The 17,158-nt window shown below is 42.1% G+C and carries 15 protein-coding genes; 14 read left to right on the top strand and 1 reads right to left on the bottom strand.

Annotated elements, in window-relative coordinates; all coding sequences use genetic code 11:
* Positions 1 to 467 precede the first annotated feature (467 nt).
* Both MHH57_RS07790 and MHH57_RS07795 read left to right on the top strand, forming a co-directional pair.
* Positions 468 to 1,049, top strand: a complete 582-nt coding sequence (locus MHH57_RS07790) for a sigma-70 family RNA polymerase sigma factor (RefSeq protein WP_238794812.1) — start codon at positions 468 to 470, stop codon at positions 1,047 to 1,049.
* Complete coding sequence (locus tag MHH57_RS07795; protein WP_029516554.1) at positions 1,006 to 2,703, top strand: DUF4179 domain-containing protein; 1,698 nt, start codon at positions 1,006 to 1,008, stop codon at positions 2,701 to 2,703. Before MHH57_RS07790 ends, MHH57_RS07795 begins: the two co-directional genes overlap by 44 nt.
* A 185-nt stretch (positions 2,704 to 2,888) precedes the next feature.
* On the opposite strand, the gene infC is transcribed toward MHH57_RS07795, so the two are convergent.
* Positions 2,889 to 3,401 (bottom strand): translation initiation factor IF-3, encoded by a 513-nt coding sequence (infC, locus tag MHH57_RS07800; RefSeq protein ID WP_342435005.1) that lies wholly within the window; start codon positions 3,399 to 3,401, stop codon positions 2,889 to 2,891.
* A 168-nt stretch (positions 3,402 to 3,569) separates the two neighbouring features.
* On the opposite strand from infC, the gene MHH57_RS07805 reads away from it, so the two are divergent.
* From MHH57_RS07805 to MHH57_RS07860, 12 genes are all read left to right on the top strand, one after another.
* Positions 3,570 to 4,565 carry an iron-siderophore ABC transporter substrate-binding protein gene (locus MHH57_RS07805; protein ID WP_165145161.1) on the top strand — a complete coding sequence of 332 codons (996 nt, stop codon included), beginning with the start codon at positions 3,570 to 3,572 and terminating at the stop codon, positions 4,563 to 4,565.
* Positions 4,562 to 6,610, top strand: coding sequence for an iron ABC transporter permease (locus MHH57_RS07810; protein WP_307349105.1), 2,049 nt, complete (start codon positions 4,562 to 4,564; stop codon positions 6,608 to 6,610). Before MHH57_RS07805 ends, MHH57_RS07810 begins: the two co-directional genes overlap by 4 nt.
* 130 nt (positions 6,611 to 6,740) lie before the next feature.
* Complete coding sequence (locus MHH57_RS07815; protein WP_023987858.1) at positions 6,741 to 7,052, top strand: helix-turn-helix transcriptional regulator; 312 nt, start codon at positions 6,741 to 6,743, stop codon at positions 7,050 to 7,052.
* Between the two features lie 76 nt (positions 7,053 to 7,128).
* Positions 7,129 to 8,304 carry an MFS transporter gene (locus tag MHH57_RS07820; protein ID WP_029516559.1) on the top strand — a complete coding sequence of 392 codons (1,176 nt, stop codon included), beginning with the start codon at positions 7,129 to 7,131 and terminating at the stop codon, positions 8,302 to 8,304.
* A 233-nt stretch (positions 8,305 to 8,537) separates the two neighbouring features.
* The gene (locus MHH57_RS07825) at positions 8,538 to 9,071 is read left to right on the top strand and encodes a hypothetical protein (RefSeq protein WP_318626801.1); all 534 of its coding nucleotides are present in this window, start codon (positions 8,538 to 8,540) and stop codon (positions 9,069 to 9,071) included.
* Between the two features lie 85 nt (positions 9,072 to 9,156).
* Positions 9,157 to 9,831 carry a VOC family protein gene (locus MHH57_RS07830; RefSeq protein ID WP_342435006.1) on the top strand — a complete coding sequence of 225 codons (675 nt, stop codon included), beginning with the start codon at positions 9,157 to 9,159 and terminating at the stop codon, positions 9,829 to 9,831.
* Positions 9,832 to 9,931: 100 nt separating this feature from the next.
* Positions 9,932 to 10,387 carry a GNAT family N-acetyltransferase gene (locus MHH57_RS07835; RefSeq protein ID WP_029516562.1) on the top strand — a complete coding sequence of 152 codons (456 nt, stop codon included), beginning with the start codon at positions 9,932 to 9,934 and terminating at the stop codon, positions 10,385 to 10,387.
* A gap of 223 nt (positions 10,388 to 10,610) precedes the next feature.
* The gene (locus MHH57_RS07840; RefSeq protein WP_340957559.1) at positions 10,611 to 11,942 is read left to right on the top strand and encodes a helix-turn-helix transcriptional regulator; all 1,332 of its coding nucleotides are present in this window, start codon (positions 10,611 to 10,613) and stop codon (positions 11,940 to 11,942) included.
* Positions 11,943 to 12,392: 450 nt separating this feature from the next.
* On the top strand, positions 12,393 to 13,763 hold the full coding sequence (locus MHH57_RS07845) for a helix-turn-helix transcriptional regulator (protein ID WP_342435007.1): 1,371 nt from the start codon (positions 12,393 to 12,395) through the stop codon (positions 13,761 to 13,763).
* 160 nt (positions 13,764 to 13,923) lie between these two features.
* A complete protein-coding gene (locus MHH57_RS07850) occupies positions 13,924 to 14,328 on the top strand; it encodes a hypothetical protein (RefSeq protein ID WP_341071855.1) in 405 nt (134 codons plus the stop codon).
* 766 nt (positions 14,329 to 15,094) lie between these two features.
* A complete protein-coding gene (locus tag MHH57_RS07855; protein ID WP_029516566.1) occupies positions 15,095 to 16,438 on the top strand; it encodes a WXG100 family type VII secretion target in 1,344 nt (447 codons plus the stop codon).
* Entirely contained in the window at positions 16,438 to 16,926 is a 489-nt protein-coding gene (locus MHH57_RS07860; RefSeq protein WP_029516567.1) for a hypothetical protein, read from the top strand. Before MHH57_RS07855 ends, MHH57_RS07860 begins: the two co-directional genes overlap by 1 nt.
* Positions 16,927 to 17,158 lie beyond the last annotated feature (232 nt).

Genomic DNA, 17,158 nt, shown 5'->3' on the forward strand with positions numbered 1-17,158 from the left:
ATTTTAGCAAGCATGTTGCCTTTTCTATCTTGCTTACGGCTATGATAGGGCGGTTATAGGGTGAATCCATAGCTGAAAATTGTTGCTGGAGAGCTGTGGAAAATAGCGGCAAGTTTAATGCATATATTTTATGAGTAAAGCGATGATCTGAAGAAGTTATTTTTTAAGGGAACTAGAAAAATTATGGTCAATAATTTTCTTTTCTCGAATCAATCTTCGTAAACCCAATACTTGTGCCCTACGCTATAGCACTTGGATGGGACTAGCCCAGAAAGAAACAGATGAAAACGGGACAGGCTGATCTTCTCATAGCTGAACTAGGCATAGAGGAATGAGTCATATGTTCAGACCTCGAGGGCAACAAAAACTCAAGGTCTTTTTTATATGGATCGAGTGAGAGAAAAAATGCAGATTAGGAGTCTTAGAAGCAAGACAAACAAAAGCCAGACCTAAAAGGAGGGGAACGCGTGGAGCTGACAGACGATCATTCAATTATTGAAGCTGTACTAAAAGGCAATAAACAAGCGTACGCGGGCATTGTCCGGCGCTATCAGAATAAGCTTTACGGATTGTTCCGCAAGATGGGGTCTTCCGAAGCGGATGCTCAGGATCTGACTCAGGAGACACTACTTAAAGCCTATCGTAAACTGGGAGCGCATAACCCGACGCAGAGTTTTGCCGGTTGGATGTATACAATTGCTGTCAATTTGCAGAAGGACCGTGGACGCCGAAAAGATCCAAAGTCTCTGACACAGGAAGATACATATGAACGTGAAACACCTGAATCGAAGTTGCTGCAAAAGGAACTGCGTTTCGAATTGGATTGCTTGTTAGAGACGCTGCCCGAGCATTATCGACTTGTGTTGATTCTGCGCTACACCAACCAACTGAGTCACAAGGAGATCGCTGGTATTACTGGCATGTCGGTTCGGCAGGTTAACAACGCCGTCCACCGTGCTAAAATCAGTCTGCGCAAAACCGTAGAAGCCAAGGAGGGGCAACGTTATGAGAGTCTGGGATCGTACAACAACGAAAAAAGCCAATCTTGAAACAGAGGACGGCAAATCGACGATAGAAGACAGAAACTGGGAAATTTTGTTGTTTCACGAAAGGCTATCTAATGAGTTTACCGACCAGGTGATGCTGGCGCTGGAAGGAATCGAGATCGAACCAGCTGACAGAGCCGACGCGAGCGATCATGATGTATCCAGATACTCTCCGAGCGAGCAACCAGCGGAAACGGAGGCACAGATCTTGACGGGACCGACTGAATACAGGAATCGGCAACAGAACGCAGCCGCGTACGATGACACGTCCATCGTCGCCCAGGTGAAACATTACCGCGCTGCCAGACGCACTTCACAGTTTAAAGTATGGAGTTTGGTGGTCGCCGTCGTTGTATTTGTGGTTAGCACACTGCTGTATACGCAGCCGACTCTTGCAGATATGGTGAGGTCGCTGTTTGCGAAAGACAGCTATGTGGATAATGGCATGAAGAAGGTCCGTGAAGCAGGACTGGTACAGATTTCGGGTGCCAGTGCTAAAGATCAGGGTTACACTCTGAAAGTCAACGAACTTATCGCCGATTCGACTAGAATGATTATCGGAATCGAAGTTTTCGATGTTGAAGGAAATGCTGTAACCGGGGATTTTAGTATTCAAGATGTCGATTTCAGCCTCTTTGATAACCAGAGAGGTGATGTTGGCGCTGTTCCTTTTGAAGTAAGCACAGGGGGCAACGAGAATATTAGTAGGATTGAGTTCGACTTTATGCGGCCGGTACTGACCGACAAGCTGCAGCTTAGTGCACATATCCGTGAATTGAGGCTGTATGCGGACAAACTTAATGTGGAAGCTCCTATTAAAACGGTAAAAGGAGATTGGAGACTGGATGTGGAGGCAGATCTAACCAAAGCCAAAGCGCAAACGTTGCTGACTCCGATTGATAAAACGTATGAGACGCCAAGCGGCTTACGTATTCACATGCAGGGAGCTACCCGGACGCCGAGCGGCGGATCATTGGAATATACTACAGAGTTGACCCCAGAAGCCGCAGACCGAGCGCTGAACGGACAAAGCGGGTTCCACGAGCTTAAGTATCATCTGGAAGATGCACACGGGAAATGGCTTGGGGATAACAGAGACCCTGAATTCGGACGTCGATCTGGATTGGACCGTTGGAGTGGCAAGACGCACTGGTTCTACCAGTTTAATGATTTTGCCTATGATAAGCAGCAAATTCGATTCGTATTGGACGGCTATATAATTCGAGAGAGAAGCGAGGCGTCGGTCGTGCTCGACCCGGCTCAAACTTCAGCTGTGCATCCCGTTAAATTCGAAGACTCGGGTGATGCTTATCTGTTCAAGGGGCTCAAACTTCGTTCCAACAGTTCTAATTCGGGCAAAATGTATGCGACCATTCCGATAGGCGGTATCTTCAGTAGTCCTAACTTCACGCAAGACATTTGGGTTGCCGTTGACGAAAATAATAAGGAGTATTCGATGTTTTTTGGCGGAGGCTACACAACAGATCGTTCAGGTGTAATCGAGCTGCAGGAGGATGCCGGATATTTCGTTGATGGGCTAAATCAAATGCCGAAACAGCTCACGCTAAAACGAAAGGTCGTCAACCATTTGTACAAGGATGCCGATTGGTCGTTTGTCATACCGCAAACGGGAACGAACGGCGTCATCCTGAAATAAGCAAGCGGGTATGTATCGAGGTTGATGGATGAGAAGCGTTTTTGGTATGCTCCCTTGGTGCAAAGTAGCTATGACAAGAAAGAGCCTGAATCATACCCTGTAACCAAGGAATTTATAACAGAGGGCCGAATGGGCCCTCTGTTTCCTACGGTCTAAGTGACTGGTCCAATTTACTGATTCGCCATTCAGCGAGGGTTTAATTTCACTTGTGAGCCCTTGCCGCCCGTCTGGATTCCAGTATCCTTCACTCCGGCTTCCTTCAAATCGATTAGTAGCCGCTCTAGTACCGCTTTGGCGACAGGCGCTTCTTTTGCACCAGACGCTTTAACGACCAGCTGCACCGGTTTGCCGGAACGCAGATGTTTGTCTGCCTGACGCAGCTTCGTGTCGTAATCATGTTCCTCAATATGAGCAGTGAAGCGAAGCTCCTTGATCTTTTCTTTGCCGCTGTTTTTTGCGGCTCGGCCGACATTTTTGCTTGCTACGGCTTCTTTTTGCGCCAGCGCTTTTCCTTTACCCTTCGCGACCAAGCTACAGGGTGGTGGACTGCTCATCAATGAGGTGCAGACCAGGTCCACCCCTTTGGATCGGGCCATAGCCAAGGCTTCTGACTTGGATACAACGCCGAGCTTCTCCCCTGCGAGTCCAGTGAGTACCACTTCGTCAGCTTTAATTTGCTCGTTGGTTAATACCGCCACGTAAATGAAGCCTCCCTTAAACAATGATAAAGCTATCATATACGGAACCTGTTTGCGATTCAATTTTAGATTTATCTGTATTGACAAAAGTCACTAAGCCCTATAATCTTTTACTGATAATGATTATCATTTTCCAATGCAATATACATACAGGGGTGATTGAGAGAAATGAAAAAGATGTTGAATAGCCTATTATTATTTGTAGTTTTTACTATTGTATTGGCGGGCTGCGGTGCGGCTGGGGATAGCTCGAAGACGGAAGGTACTGCAGGGTCTGAGCAGACATCCACAACGGCTGGTCCGGTTACGGTTAAGGATGACCATGGGGAAGTCAAGCTGGACAAGCCAGCGGAACGTGTGGTTGTACTCGAATGGACGTTTACCGAGGACCTCATTGCACTTGGCGTACAGCCTGTCGGTAATGCGGACAATGAAAACTACAAGCTGTGGGTAACACCGGAGGCGAAGCTGGCTGATACCGTAACTGATATCGGCACACGGGGCGAACCGAATCTAGAAGCGATTGCGGCGCTTAAGCCGGATCTTATTATCACTAACGCCGATAACAATGCAGCGATCTATGCACAACTTAAGGGGATTGCACCAACGATAGAATTCGATCCTTACAAGGGGAACGGCTATGATTACGACCGTATGGTCGAGATTTTCAAGCAAGTCGCTGTGGCTACTGGAAAAACGGAACAGGCTGATAAGGTCCTAAGCGAACTTGACCAGCACTACGTAGAGGCAAAGGCTACATTAGAGAAAGCGGGCAAAGCAGACTTTCACTATGCGCTGACACAGGCCTTCACAGCTCAAAATGCTGCCAGTCTGCGAATGTTCAAGGAAAATTCGGTTGTAGTGGGAACGCTCGCGAAAATTGGCATGGTGAACGACTGGAAGTCGGACAAGACCGAGAAATATGGGTTTAGCACCGTTGGCATTGAAGCTCTTCCAGCTGTGCAGGACAGCAATTTTATCTATATTACGCAAAAGACGGACGATGTATTTGGAGCTGCGATGAAGAACAACTCGGTATGGAACGGACTAAACTTTGTCAAAGAAAAACGGACCTACCCACTGGACGGCACAACATGGACGTTCGGCGGCCCAATCTCATCCAAAGTACTGGTTGATCAGGTAGTCGGAGCCCTGACGAAATGACCCGAACAGACACAACGGGTTTATCGAAGACTTGGCGTGTAGGAAGCATCTTTGGGGGCGGATTGATCGTCCTCATCGTGCTTTTTTTTGTAAGCTTGTGTTATGGAGAGGCTTCGATCCCGCTTCACACGGTAATTGAGGCGTTGACCCAGCGTCAGGATACGCTTGAACATAACATGGTGTGGGATCTCCGGATGCCGCGTACGGTCATCGGAATCCTGGCTGGTGGTGCGCTTGCCATCGCTGGTGCTTTGCTCCAGGCCATCACCAAAAACCCGCTGGCGGCTTCTGATACACTAGGTATTAACGCTGGTGCCTACTTTGTGGTTGTCCTTGGCGCGGTGATGTTTCCCGGACTGCTGCATCAGGCGCCGTTTCTATTTGCCGCTGTCGGCGGCCTGCTGGCAGCGGTACTCGCTTACTTCATGGGCGGGGGACGAGCGGGAAGTCCGATTCGGTTGGCGCTTGCCGGCTTGATTGTATCCATGGTTCTCGGTTCGTTTACCGGAGCTTTGCATATCTTTTATTCATTTGAAACGCAGGGACTGTTTCTCTGGGGTTCTGGCTCGCTTGTGCAAAACGACTGGAGCGGGACGACTTACGCCTGGCCCTGGGTCGTAGGACTCTCGGTCATTGCCTTTCTGCTGTCAAGACAATTTGATGTCCTGGATCTGGATGAGTCCACATCCACGTCACTTGGACAAAAGGTTAGTTTGACCCGGGCGGTGGGTATTGTATTAGCTGTCCTGCTGTCGACCATTACAGTTAGCGTCATTGGACCTATTGGTTTTGTGGGTTTGGTAGCTCCACATTTGGTGCGCTTAAGCGGCCTAAAAATGCATCGCTGGGTGCTGCCTGGTTCCTTTCTGTGGGGAGCATTACTGTTGACAGGCGCTGACGTGCTGGCGAAGATGGTCCACCAATCAAGCATGGATCTGCCGACCGGAGCAATGATGGCCTTGATTGGGGCTCCTTGGCTAATTTGGTTGATTCTGTGGAAGATGAAGCTGCCTTCTGGTATTAATGGACAATCTTCAATGAACATAGGTGTGCGCTCTCGGAAATTACCCTATGGCAGGCTGGTCACGTTGCTTGGGTGCGGTGCCGTGCTGTTGACCGTATTCAGCCTGATGTTTGGAGGGATGCGAATTCCGGTTGGCGATTTGCTATCTGGCCTATTTGGCGGTGAGAACGCAAATTCGGCCCTGCTGCAGTTTAGAATTCCGCGCACGCTGGTGGCAGCCGGGGCTGGTATCGCGCTTGCGGTCAGCGGTGTCTTGATCCAATTAGCCGTTCGTAATCCCTTAGCGGATGCCTCGATCATTGGTGTTTCTTCAGGGGCTGGCTTTGGCGCGCTTGCAGTGATTATCGTTTGGCCTGGGCTGCCTGTTTATATGCTGCCTATCGCGGCGATTGCCGGAGCGACGGTGTCGGCGGCGGTGATCTTCTTTTTATCATGGAACAAGCACCTAAACCCGTCTGTGGTCATCCTACTTGGGATTGCTGTATCAGCGATCGGAGCAGCTGGCATTCAGATACTGATTATCCAAGGTTCGCTTTGGGGCAGCACAGGCTATATTTGGCTGACGGGTAGTACCTACGCTCGAAACTGGGGGCAGGTGGCGACGATTTTGGCTTTTCTGCTCGTGTTGTTGCCAATAGCCTGGTGGCTAGCTCGCCGCTTCGATCTTTTGGTGTTTGACGACAGCAGCGCTATGGGACTGGGACTTCCGGTGCGCCGCACCCGGTTGCTGGCGATGGCAGTGGGGGTGCTGCTGGCGGGCGGAGCGGTAGCCTGTGTAGGTACAGTTGGCTTCATCGGGCTGATTGCTCCGCATATCGTGCGTACGTTGATTGGGCACCATGTACGTCGCTCTATCGTTCTGTCTAGCATCTTGGGAGCGGTAATGCTGGTGCTGGCTGATACAATTGGACGGACAGTGCTTGCGCCGACTGAAATTCCTTCCGGATTACTGATCGCACTGATCGGTGCACCGTATTTCCTGTACTTGATGTATCGCTCCAATAAGAGTAAGTCAGTGTAGTTGAATATGTACTTGAACAGGCTGTTTCCCAACGGATTTCCCGTGGGAAAGCAGCCTTTATTATTTATTTTTCTACGTAATCATTGGACTTTATATTTACAAATCTAATAAAATAGATATAATGTTTTATATGGAACCGTCATTGATTTATAAAGCATTGTCAAACGAAACTCGCCGTCTAATTATGCTGTGGTTAAAAAAACCAGAAGAGTTTTTTGATGAACAGGCTTATCTGAAGCAAGGGCTTAATTTTCAAATTGGTGTATGTGTGGGAGATATTCAGGCTAAAGCGGGACTTGCGCAGTCTGTGATTTCAAGTTATTTATTAACGATGCAAAAATCCGGTTTGTTAGAGTCTGAGCGTATTGGGAAGTGGACGTACTATCGTCGGAATGAAAAAACAATCCGGGAATTTGCCGAGTATGTTCAAAAGGAATTATAAATAGAAAGGAGGTTTTTTTTCACGTAATATATCTACAAATCTATATATATAATTAATTTGGAGGCTTATACTTAAAATGAAAAAGGTTAACCCGTTACTTATTATCATTCTGGCTTTAGGCGTATTCGGCATTATTACAACGGAAATGGGAATTATAGGCGTTCTCCCTCAAGTAACCCAAAAATTCAATGTATCAGCTGCCCAGGCGGGTTGGCTCGTCAGTATTTTTTCTTTCGTTGTTGCCATTTCAGGTCCATTTTTGACCTTACTCGTTTCTGGTATGAATCGTAAAATCATTCTATTAATCGCTGTATTCAGTTTTGTCATTTCCAATATTGTCTATGCCTATACCACTCATTTTGAGGTCATGCTCATTTTTCGTGTTCTTCCCGCTATTTTTCATCCTGTCTTTTTTTCGGTCGCCCTCGTGACTGCAGCTCATCTGGTCCCCCCTGAAAAGAGTAGTAAAGCCGTCACCAAGGTTTTCGCTGGAATTACGGTAGGATTTGCGTTTGGCGTGCCTTTGACTTCCTATCTTGCTGAAAAGATATCGTTAGAAGCTGCCTTCTTATTTGGAGCTGTCGTAAGCATGATTGCATTTGTGGGAATACTCGTATGGCTTCCTTCCCTGCCAGTTCAGGAAAAGATGTCTTATGGCAAACAGCTTGGTATATTACGTAAACCTCAATTGTGGTTCAACATTGTGACTGTTATTTTTATCTTTGCAGCTATGTTTTCGGTGTATAGCTATTTTGCCGAATATCTTGGAGAAGTAACTCTGATGAACGGGTCATGGATCAGTATGATGTTGATGGTCTTTGGAATCGTCATGATTTTTGGGAATTTTTTATTCGGGGGATTATTACATAAAAATCTGACCAAGACCGTAATTATGTTCCCATTGCTATATACGGTCATTTACGTATTCACCTATGCTCTGGGTGCTTCTTTCCTACCGATGTTTGTGGTTGTGCTCACTTGGGGGGCCGTGCATTCTGGGGGGCTTATTATTAGTCAAACATGGTTAACCACGGAAGCGAAAGAAGCTCCAGAGTTTGGTAATAGCCTGTTTGTCTCATTTTCTAATCTAGGTATTACGATAGGGGCTGCTACGGGCGGGTGGTTTATCTCTCACTTGGGAATACACCAGCTCATCTGGAGCGGGCTGATGTTTGCATTACTAGCTTTTTTATCCATTATCATAAAAATAAAAATATTCAATTCGAATGCAGCGGAAGCCAACGTGCGTTAAAATATGGAGAGACATTAGAAGAGTACTCTACAAGATGACCATAAAATGATGCATGGGGTGATGTTGATTGCATATCGTATGGACTTCGATCTTAATGACATTCGTAATCGTTAGCGGGATCTTGGCGTTGCTCATCTGGGGAGTGATATCCTTAATCAAGCGCTTTCGCTAAACGCAATGAGGAGTAGACATCTCTATGTGTTGAACTTATATTATCCAATTGGGAGGAATAGATGAATATTCGAATGTACCACGATCTGGAGGCTCAATTGGAAGAAGAGATTTGGGAGCTTGGAGAGGATGCAGCTCATACACTCCCATTAGATAGCAACTTGGCTGTGGAAAAAGCACAGAAGGCTTGGGATCTAATACCCGAGCCTAAGCATAAATGGGGCATCACAGGTGTAACCTTGCATCAATACGTTCAAATTCTCAATTATAACGGGCATACTCAGCGATCAGTAGAGCTTTTAAATGAGGAGATTTTAGATTTGGAAGGTACAGGGTACCGCATTATACATGCTGAACCTTATATTCAGATGGCGGAAACACTTCTTCATCAGAGCAAGCCTGTATTAGCTCATGAATATCTCCAGAAGGCATACTCGATTGGGAGGGCAAGAGCGTTTCGGGACCAGCCCGAGCTTTATCTCGAAATAGCAAAAAGTAAAGCTCTAGATGAACAGGATATACTACTTCAATTTGCGGCGTTAGATGTGAACGCCAAATTTTTAAGCGACTTAAAGGATAATAAACAAACATTGTAATGACCTCATATAGTCTGAGATAAAATGCTGATATGGATTAGACGGACAATGGGTTCCAAAATTATTTGTGGGGAGGACCAATGCATTGAAATTAAAAGAAGTGCTCTTAGCCACCCATAGTTTCGAAGCGATAAAAGCTTTTTACGGCTCTCTCTTGGATTTGCAGGTTGTGGAGGAAAGCTCTTCGCGGCTGTCGTTTCAAGTAGGGGAATCGGTTCTTGCTTTTCAGGAATCCTCCCATATGGAAAATGAGTTTTATCATATTGCGGTTACGATCCCAACGAATAAATTCATAGAAGCAAAACAGTGGGTAATCGACCGTGGAATTTCATTGATTTCAAGACCCCAAGAAGATGAGTTTTTTTTCGAAAACTGGAATGCAACAGCGCTTTACTTCTATGATCCGGATCATAACCTTGTCGAGTTCATCGCTCACCATACACTCGACAATGCAGTCACTGAAGCTTTCGGGCCCAACTCTCTACTTCATATAAGCGAGATCGGTCTTCCTGTCGATGATGTCCCTGAAGTATCTAGGATAATCACCGAAACGTTCCAACTTGATCCATGGGGAGGGGCTGGACAAAAGTTCGCGCCGCTAGGGAATGTAGAAGGATCATTTATATTCATAGACAAGCAACGGCCTTGGTTTCCTGATGATAGGCTTCCGGCCGTATTTAATACCAGTGTCTTGTTTGAAGGTCCATACTCTGCCCGTCTTTCACTGCATAATGGTTTGTATGAATTGAGGTCAACCTGAGTTAAGGCTTCATCTCATCGCCATCACCCCCGGATTTCTGGAATAAAGCTTACGATAAGGGGGGAAACCCGGGGGCCATAATACATTCAGGAGAGAATATATGAATATTAGACTACTTAATTCAAATGAAAAATATCCAATAGATCTCTTGCTACTAGCTGATCCTTCGCGCCAACTTGTTGAGGAATATTTGAAAAGAGGGCAGTGTTATGTAGCAGAAATTGACAATCATATTGTTGGAGTCTATGTTCTTTTACCTACAAGACCTGAAACAGTTGAGTTAGTGAATATAGCAGTATCAGAAGATATGCATGGTAAAGGAATAGGCAGACTATTAGTGACACATGCCATTGAAACAGCTAGGGCACAAGGTTATAAAACGATGGAAATGGGCACAGGAAACTCTAGCATTGGGCAGTTAGCCCTCTACCAAAAATGCGGGTTTAGAATTGTAGGTGTAGATCTAGATTTCTTTATCAGACATAACTATCTAGAAGAAATTTATGAGAATGGCATACAGTGTAGAGATATGATTCGTATGTCTCAGGATTTATAGAGCTTAATTTTCTTTACAAACCCTTCAAAGGTATCTTAAGTAAGGTTCTGAAAGGTATATGATATTGTGCCAAAAGATGGTACAATGAATTGCGGAAAGGCTATACAATCATTGGATTGCAATAGTCCTTTTTTAATGAGTTGATATCCTACTAAGTTCCTGACAAGGGGTGGTTACTTTGTACAACACAACAACCACGATACTCACAGAGATAACAAAACATATGAAAGATCATGATTTAATCCTAAGTGATTTAGCTAGAAAAGCAGAAATGAATCCGGGCACCATGAGCAGTATTATTAATGGGAACCGCACACTTTCAGTCGATCAGTTAGATCGAATTACAAAAGCAATGGGGCTTCCCGTTGGCTATTACTACGAACGGTATGTGTCTGAGTATTTAACAGAGGCTAATCCGAATTGGCGTCGAATGAGTCCTTTTATACATAATTGTGCGAAATTAAATAAATTGGACTGCATTCATGATGTGGTTAATTTATTGATGGATAAACTAGGCTATTCAGAATCTTTATTTGAGCTTGCCGAAGAACTTTTTAGAGAAGGGCTTTACGAAGCGGCAACTATTCTATATGAGAATGTGGCTCTAAGTGAGAAAAAGCAATATTCAGAACGTCTGGCTATGTGTCAGTACCGTTTGTTCCATACAAGGCAAGGAGATAATCAAGAGAAAAACTATGAAGCAGCCGTTCAATTTGAAATATACGTTGATCGACTAGATGAGATAGAACAGTTAGATGCATTAAAAGATCTGGCGAATACATACCGTTCGTTACGAAAATGGGACAAAGTAGAATTATTCGCTAAAGCTTTGGGAGACAAGGCAAAAATTCAATATAACATGGAGCAACAACGGCATCCTTCCAAAAGAGAAAATGTAAAGAAACCAAGCTTTCCTCTGTTTGCTTATTGGGCTTTTTCGCATTTACTTCGTGCACAAGCATATGACGAGAGGAAAGACTATGAAATGGGACTTCATCATATCAAAAAATATGCTGATTTAAGCTGGGTTTTGGATACAGATGAAGAAACATTGAAATGGAAAAATAAATATGAGGATTGGGCGGTAGTAAATACTTATGTAAATAAGCTTCTTTCAGGCGAAGAGAGCGTACTTCCCGAGTATGTAGCTTATATTTCTTCAAGGAAAGATGAGGTTCTTCCCGCACTTGATAATATCATCGAGGCAGCTAATCGATACCAATTTGATGTAGATGATATTTTAGAGCAATTCAAGGAGGACATTTCATCTTATTTAGAACAACAAAAAATCGAAGGCTTTTATACTCAAAGATTCATAACAGAGCGTTTTATACATTTTTCTAAGGAATTATCAGTCTACTTTTTGACTAAAGGAAGATTTTCTGATGGTTTTAAATTTTTATTAAATTGTTTGGAAAAATCTACATTAATCAATAATAAATCATATATAATTAAATGTATGAGGCTTTTTGAATCTTATCAGGAGCATTCATCATTTGAGACGAAGACAGCCTACAGAAACTTGATTAATGAGGTGGATCAAGATGAAGCGTAAAATAATTCTGACCTTTTTAGCAACCAGCTTTATGTTAATAGCAATAGTTACTGTCCCTTTACTTTTTCATGATCAAGAACATGGCTATCAACCGAGTCACCATGGCGAAATGTAATTATTCTTAACAGGAAAAAGATGCATGATATTTAAAGTACTTAATAAGGTATAGAGTATAAAACCAAATGGATAATGGAACAGGTTAGATGGAATGATCCGTCTAGCCTTTTTATTGCGTGTTTTGCTGTATATAAGCAAAATGAGGAAATCCTCTTTTGAGGAATATATGTAAAAAGTGCAAAAATGTAATGTGTGCTGTTGTAAACAACGAAGGGTATATGACTTTGTTCCAAAAGACAATGATGGGATAAAGTAATTTTTACTAACTGTTTCTCATTACATGGTTTAATTATGTATTATATGTCGAGTTTATGTTGAAAGGGTGGTTTATCTATGGAGATCACACCTACGATTAGAGCAGAAGTTCAAACCTATCTGATACGGAAAAGCTTAACCATGACCGAGTTTGGTCACATGATTGATTTGAATGTAGGGACAGTTAGTGGCATTGTGACGGGCAACCGATCAATTTCAGTTCACCAGCTAGATCGCATCACTATGGGAATGAATTTACCACCAGATTATTTTTATGAACGTTATATTGAAGAATGTATTGAGGAAGAACCGCTCAACTGGCGAAGAATCAGCCCTTTTTTGTACCGCTGCGTGGAGTTAGGGCGACTTGATTGCTTGCGAAGAGTTGTAGGTATGTTGCTAGATAATCCTGTTTATCTTCCTTCACTTTTTGAAGTAGCCGAGGATTCTTTTAAAAAAGGTTATACTGAAGCAGCGGCGTTCCTTTATGAAAATGTAGCAGAAGGGGAGAGATATCAGTATTCAGAACGATTAGCGGTTTGCCAGTATCGATTGTTTACGATTCGTATTAGAGACGATCAAGAGAAAAACTATGATGCAGCCGTTCAATTTGAGCCTTACGTTGATCGGTTAGATGAGGTAGATCAACTTGATGCACTAAGGGCGTTGGTGAATACATATCGTTCTCTACGAAAATGGGCTAAATTGGATGCGTTTTCCAAAGTATTAGGAAATAAAGCAAAAATACAATACAAAATTGATCAACAGCATCATGAAAATAATAAATATACAAAGAAGCCGCTATACCCTCCATTTGTCTACTGGGCATTTTCGCATTTAATACGAGCTGAAGTTTGTGATGCTAATAAAGATTATGATGCAGCGCTCCAACATATCCAGAGATATGCCGATTTAAGATGGGTAGAAGAGAAAGATGAAACGACCCTAAAATGGAAAAGCCAATTTAAAGAATGGGCAACTGCTAATATTTATGTAAATAGGCTTATGTCAGGCGACTTAGGTGTAATCCCTGATTATGTTGCTTATTTCTCTTCAAAGAAAGATGAAATACTCCCTGCAATAGATAATATAATTGAGGCGGCTAATCGATATAATATTAATGTAGATCACATCCTTGAAATGTTTAAAACAGAAATTCAATCTTTTTTGAATGAACAAAATCAGGTAGGCGTATATACTCAACAAATCAGTTCAGAACGTTTTACTCATTTATCAAGGGGATTGGCAATCTATCATTTGCGTAAAGGGAGATTTTCAGAAGGCTTCGCATTTTTGTTTAGCTGTTTGGAAAAGTCTGCTGAATCTAATAATAGAATACAAGCAATCAGATGTATGAGATTGTTTACACATTTTAAAGAACATGCATCTGCTCACACGAAGGAAGTCTATGGAAATCTGATTAAAGCGGTCAACGAAGATGAAGAGTAAGCTGATCCCACCATTCCAGTTTATGTTAGTAGCAGTGAAGGCACCTCCTATTGAGCATTGAGAGAATGGCTCGAATTACAGACCAACGGGTCGCCACGTGGCAGTCTGAGAATAAAATGCTCTCAAGTTCAAAATCACAGCCATTAGAAGGAGTAAGAGTATGAAGACAGATAAAATAAATGATACCTACTATGCTGGATTTGAAGGAGAACCAGAAATAAGATTGATTTATACAAATTCAGATAAAAGCTATGTATTGAAGATATGGAATGGATACTTTGATACATTAATGGATTGTTTGGTTCAACTAGAATCTGCACAAAGTAATATACTAAGTGAATATTATGCCCACGAAGGCTGGTATGAGGAAAGTCCATGGGAAGTGGAAAATATTAGAGAGACCCTACAATTGTTTGATTCATTTGATATTAAATATTTGACCGAGGAAGAAGCGAAAAGTTTGACTAATATATTACCTGTACTTCCTGATCTTAAGAACGATATAATTATATTGTTACAGAAAGCCGTCAATGGAAACGGCAATGTGTTCATTGAGTATGATTAATATTTTATAAGCTTGCTCCTTTAACAATAAAATGGGAGCAAGCTTTTTTGCATAGTTAGTCAATTAAATAAAGGGTCGATAAAGAAAAGGAGCTATTGCGATGGGTTGGCTTCTTTTGTTTTGGGATTTTTCTGGGAAATCTACTTATTTCCTTTTATACATAAAAAAACGATTGTATACACCACTCCAGCAATGAGGCTTAGTATAAACGAGATTGATAAAGTTCTGAAAATAAAAGTAGAAGTGGGTACTGTATAAAATTTAAACATACCGTTGATTGAAGAACTCATTGTTGTTGGCCCTTTAATAAAGGAATAATAAATTCCTACACAAAAACCGTAAGACAAATACTTAATTAGATTTTTTTCAAATTTACTCATTTACTAGCCTCCAATAATGTTTATGGAAAAGGTGAAATTTGTACTATGAAGCCATTCAAAGTTATATAGGAAAAGCCTTTAAATATAGCGTCCTAGAATTATATAGTAAGGATGTTTATTGATATTATGTCAATTATATTATTATAAATCAAAAAAAGTAATAATGATATAATCAATACTTGATCACTATCATATGGATAGAACAGCTAAAACTGACTTAGGCATCATCTAACAGCGTTATACACTACTTTAGACATAATAAATCTGTTTATTTCAGTTCAAATGTCACATGGATTAAAAGGAAATAACAGGATAGCAGATGGATTTCCCTAAATCACCCCTTCTGATAAGATTATTTCCATCAAAATTAAAGTGGGCGTGGTAGAATGGGGAGAATATTAGTTCCACCTGACAAATTGATGGAAGTGGCTGATCAGTTCTTACACAGAAAGCATGAAATGGAACGTATGCTGAATTTTTTGAGTGGACGAATTGATTTTGTCCAACAAGGCTGGTCTGGGGCTACCCAAGAGAGATTTTTTCAGGAGTTTCAGGTTTCTCGACAATCCATGAGTGTGACGATTGAACGACTATCGACAGTAGCACAAGAACTTATTTTTATTTCAAAAAACTTTGCAAAGGTGGACGGGGAAAAAATCGTACTGGATGTGCCGTGGCTCGGAGCCCCTGTTAAAAAAGCATCCACAGGTGAAGGTTGGTTACATAAAATTTTTGAACAGATTGGACAAGCTGAGATCACTAAGGCTGAGGCTCAAATGGAAGCTAGCAAACTTCAAGGAGAAATCCTTTGGGATACTGCACAGGGAGCAAAAGGAGCTATTCAGGGGAATTTGACAGTGGGGATATGGCCTGATAAAGAACGGAATTATGATCATCCCATGGCAGCTAAAGTAGGAGAAATTCTCGGAAATGTAGCTACAACATTGCAAGGGGCAGGTGAGGTAGTAGCTGGAATAGGTGGAGAAGGATTATCCGTTGCTGTTTCATCTACAGGTGTAGGGAGTATCATTGGGGTACCCGGATTAATTGGATCGGCAGCTTTGGCGGCGCATGGAGCTACAACTGCGGTTAAAAGTGCAAAAGGAGCAGGGGAAAGCTCAGCAGAATTGTGGCAGATGGCGAAAGGAGAAGGTGGAGGCTCATCAAAATCCACTCCTTCTTCGGGAGCTAAGGCAGAAAAGGCACCGCATGTCGTCGAGGGAACCCACAATTACAATAGGGGTAGCATAATTAAGGAAGGAAATAAGACGAAATATACAAACCCTGCTGGCAATGAACTGACATGGGTTGATCAACATCCCAAAAATATTAACCGTGATATTGAAAACTTTATGAATAGCTCAGATGTAGGAAAGGCAACTGAAGCAAAAGTAGCTGGCTTTTTAAAAGAAGAACGTGAAGTCACTGGTTTTGGGCAAAAAATATTAAAGAAAGATGGTCAATTTGCAGGTGATTTAGATGTGGTTACAAAAAATGAATTAATTGAGGTAAAGGCTTCGATCAAAGCAGTTAAAGAAGGACAACTTGAGAAAATGACAATTACTACTGATAAGCTTTATTTTAATCCAGAACAGAAGAAAGTTATACTTTATATTGATAAGCCTTTGGGCAATCTATCTCAAAGTAATATAGAAAAATTAGATAATATCAAGAAGCTAGGAGTAACTGTTGTAAATTCCTTGGAGGAATTAAGAAAGGTGGTTAAGTGATGGGGAGTTCGGCTTTTATTTTAATAGAACGAGAAAAATATACACCTGAGAAATTACTAGGAGATGCAATCGTAGCTGCCTTTCATGCAGATGCTGGATTATATTTTGACAATGATAAAAAATATAAGAACGAACAGTTTTTTTCAACAACTCTAAATATATCTTATAACCCACTAGGTGCTGAAAATAACCAGCAGTTTATATTCTATATTGATGGAATTTATAATTACGAAATTAATTATGAGCATGATGAGGATATTAGTGGATTAGATTCAAGCTTGTCCTTGTATCAAGTAGGATGTATTGAAGATGTTTATGGTGTTGAAGAGCTGATTTTTCGATTTATATATGAATATCTCAAGCTAAATCCTACTGACTATTTTTGGATTCCTGATTACGATTGGGTCTACAGTTGGGAAGATATGCAGAAGTTCAGATCTCTGCCCTATGATCCAAACTGGTGCTATAAAAATCCTAAATCAATATAATTCACAACGATTAATGAATATCTATAAGCTTGCTCCTTTAACAATAAAATGGGAGCAAGCTTTTTTCATAGTAATTTATCTGATAAAGAAGATAATTTGCATGCACCTAAGAATTAAGAGGTGGGTTTAAACAGGAGAGTCTCCAATCAGGCTACTAACTTAGCGATATGGGTAAAGTATACGGAAGGTGCGTGAATGTTATGAAGTATGAAGTATGATACATTCTTAAAAT

The sequence above is a fragment of the Paenibacillus sp. FSL H7-0442 genome (genome assembly GCF_038593105.1).
GTDB lineage: Bacteria > Bacillota > Bacilli > Paenibacillales > Paenibacillaceae > Paenibacillus > Paenibacillus polymyxa_D.

Bases quoted from the DNA above. Each gene is read 5' to 3' on its own strand.
- MHH57_RS07845 (WP_342435007.1), top strand. From the start codon at position 12,393: ATGGAGATCACACCTACGATTAGAGCAGAAGTTCAAACCTATCTGATA.
- MHH57_RS07795 (WP_029516554.1), top strand. From the start codon at position 1,006: ATGAGAGTCTGGGATCGTACAACAACGAAAAAAGCCAATCTTGAAACA.
- MHH57_RS07810 (WP_307349105.1), top strand. From the start codon at position 4,562: ATGACCCGAACAGACACAACGGGTTTATCGAAGACTTGGCGTGTAGGA.
- MHH57_RS07855 (WP_029516566.1), top strand. From the start codon at position 15,095: ATGGGGAGAATATTAGTTCCACCTGACAAATTGATGGAAGTGGCTGAT.
- MHH57_RS07840 (WP_340957559.1), top strand. From the start codon at position 10,611: ATGAAAGATCATGATTTAATCCTAAGTGATTTAGCTAGAAAAGCAGAA.
- MHH57_RS07825 (WP_318626801.1), top strand. From the start codon at position 8,538: ATGAATATTCGAATGTACCACGATCTGGAGGCTCAATTGGAAGAAGAG.
- MHH57_RS07815 (WP_023987858.1), top strand. From the start codon at position 6,741: ATGGAACCGTCATTGATTTATAAAGCATTGTCAAACGAAACTCGCCGT.
- MHH57_RS07805 (WP_165145161.1), top strand. From the start codon at position 3,570: ATGAAAAAGATGTTGAATAGCCTATTATTATTTGTAGTTTTTACTATT.
- MHH57_RS07835 (WP_029516562.1), top strand. From the start codon at position 9,932: ATGAATATTAGACTACTTAATTCAAATGAAAAATATCCAATAGATCTC.
- MHH57_RS07850 (WP_341071855.1), top strand. From the start codon at position 13,924: ATGAAGACAGATAAAATAAATGATACCTACTATGCTGGATTTGAAGGA.
- MHH57_RS07820 (WP_029516559.1), top strand. From the start codon at position 7,129: ATGAAAAAGGTTAACCCGTTACTTATTATCATTCTGGCTTTAGGCGTA.
- MHH57_RS07860 (WP_029516567.1), top strand. From the start codon at position 16,438: ATGGGGAGTTCGGCTTTTATTTTAATAGAACGAGAAAAATATACACCT.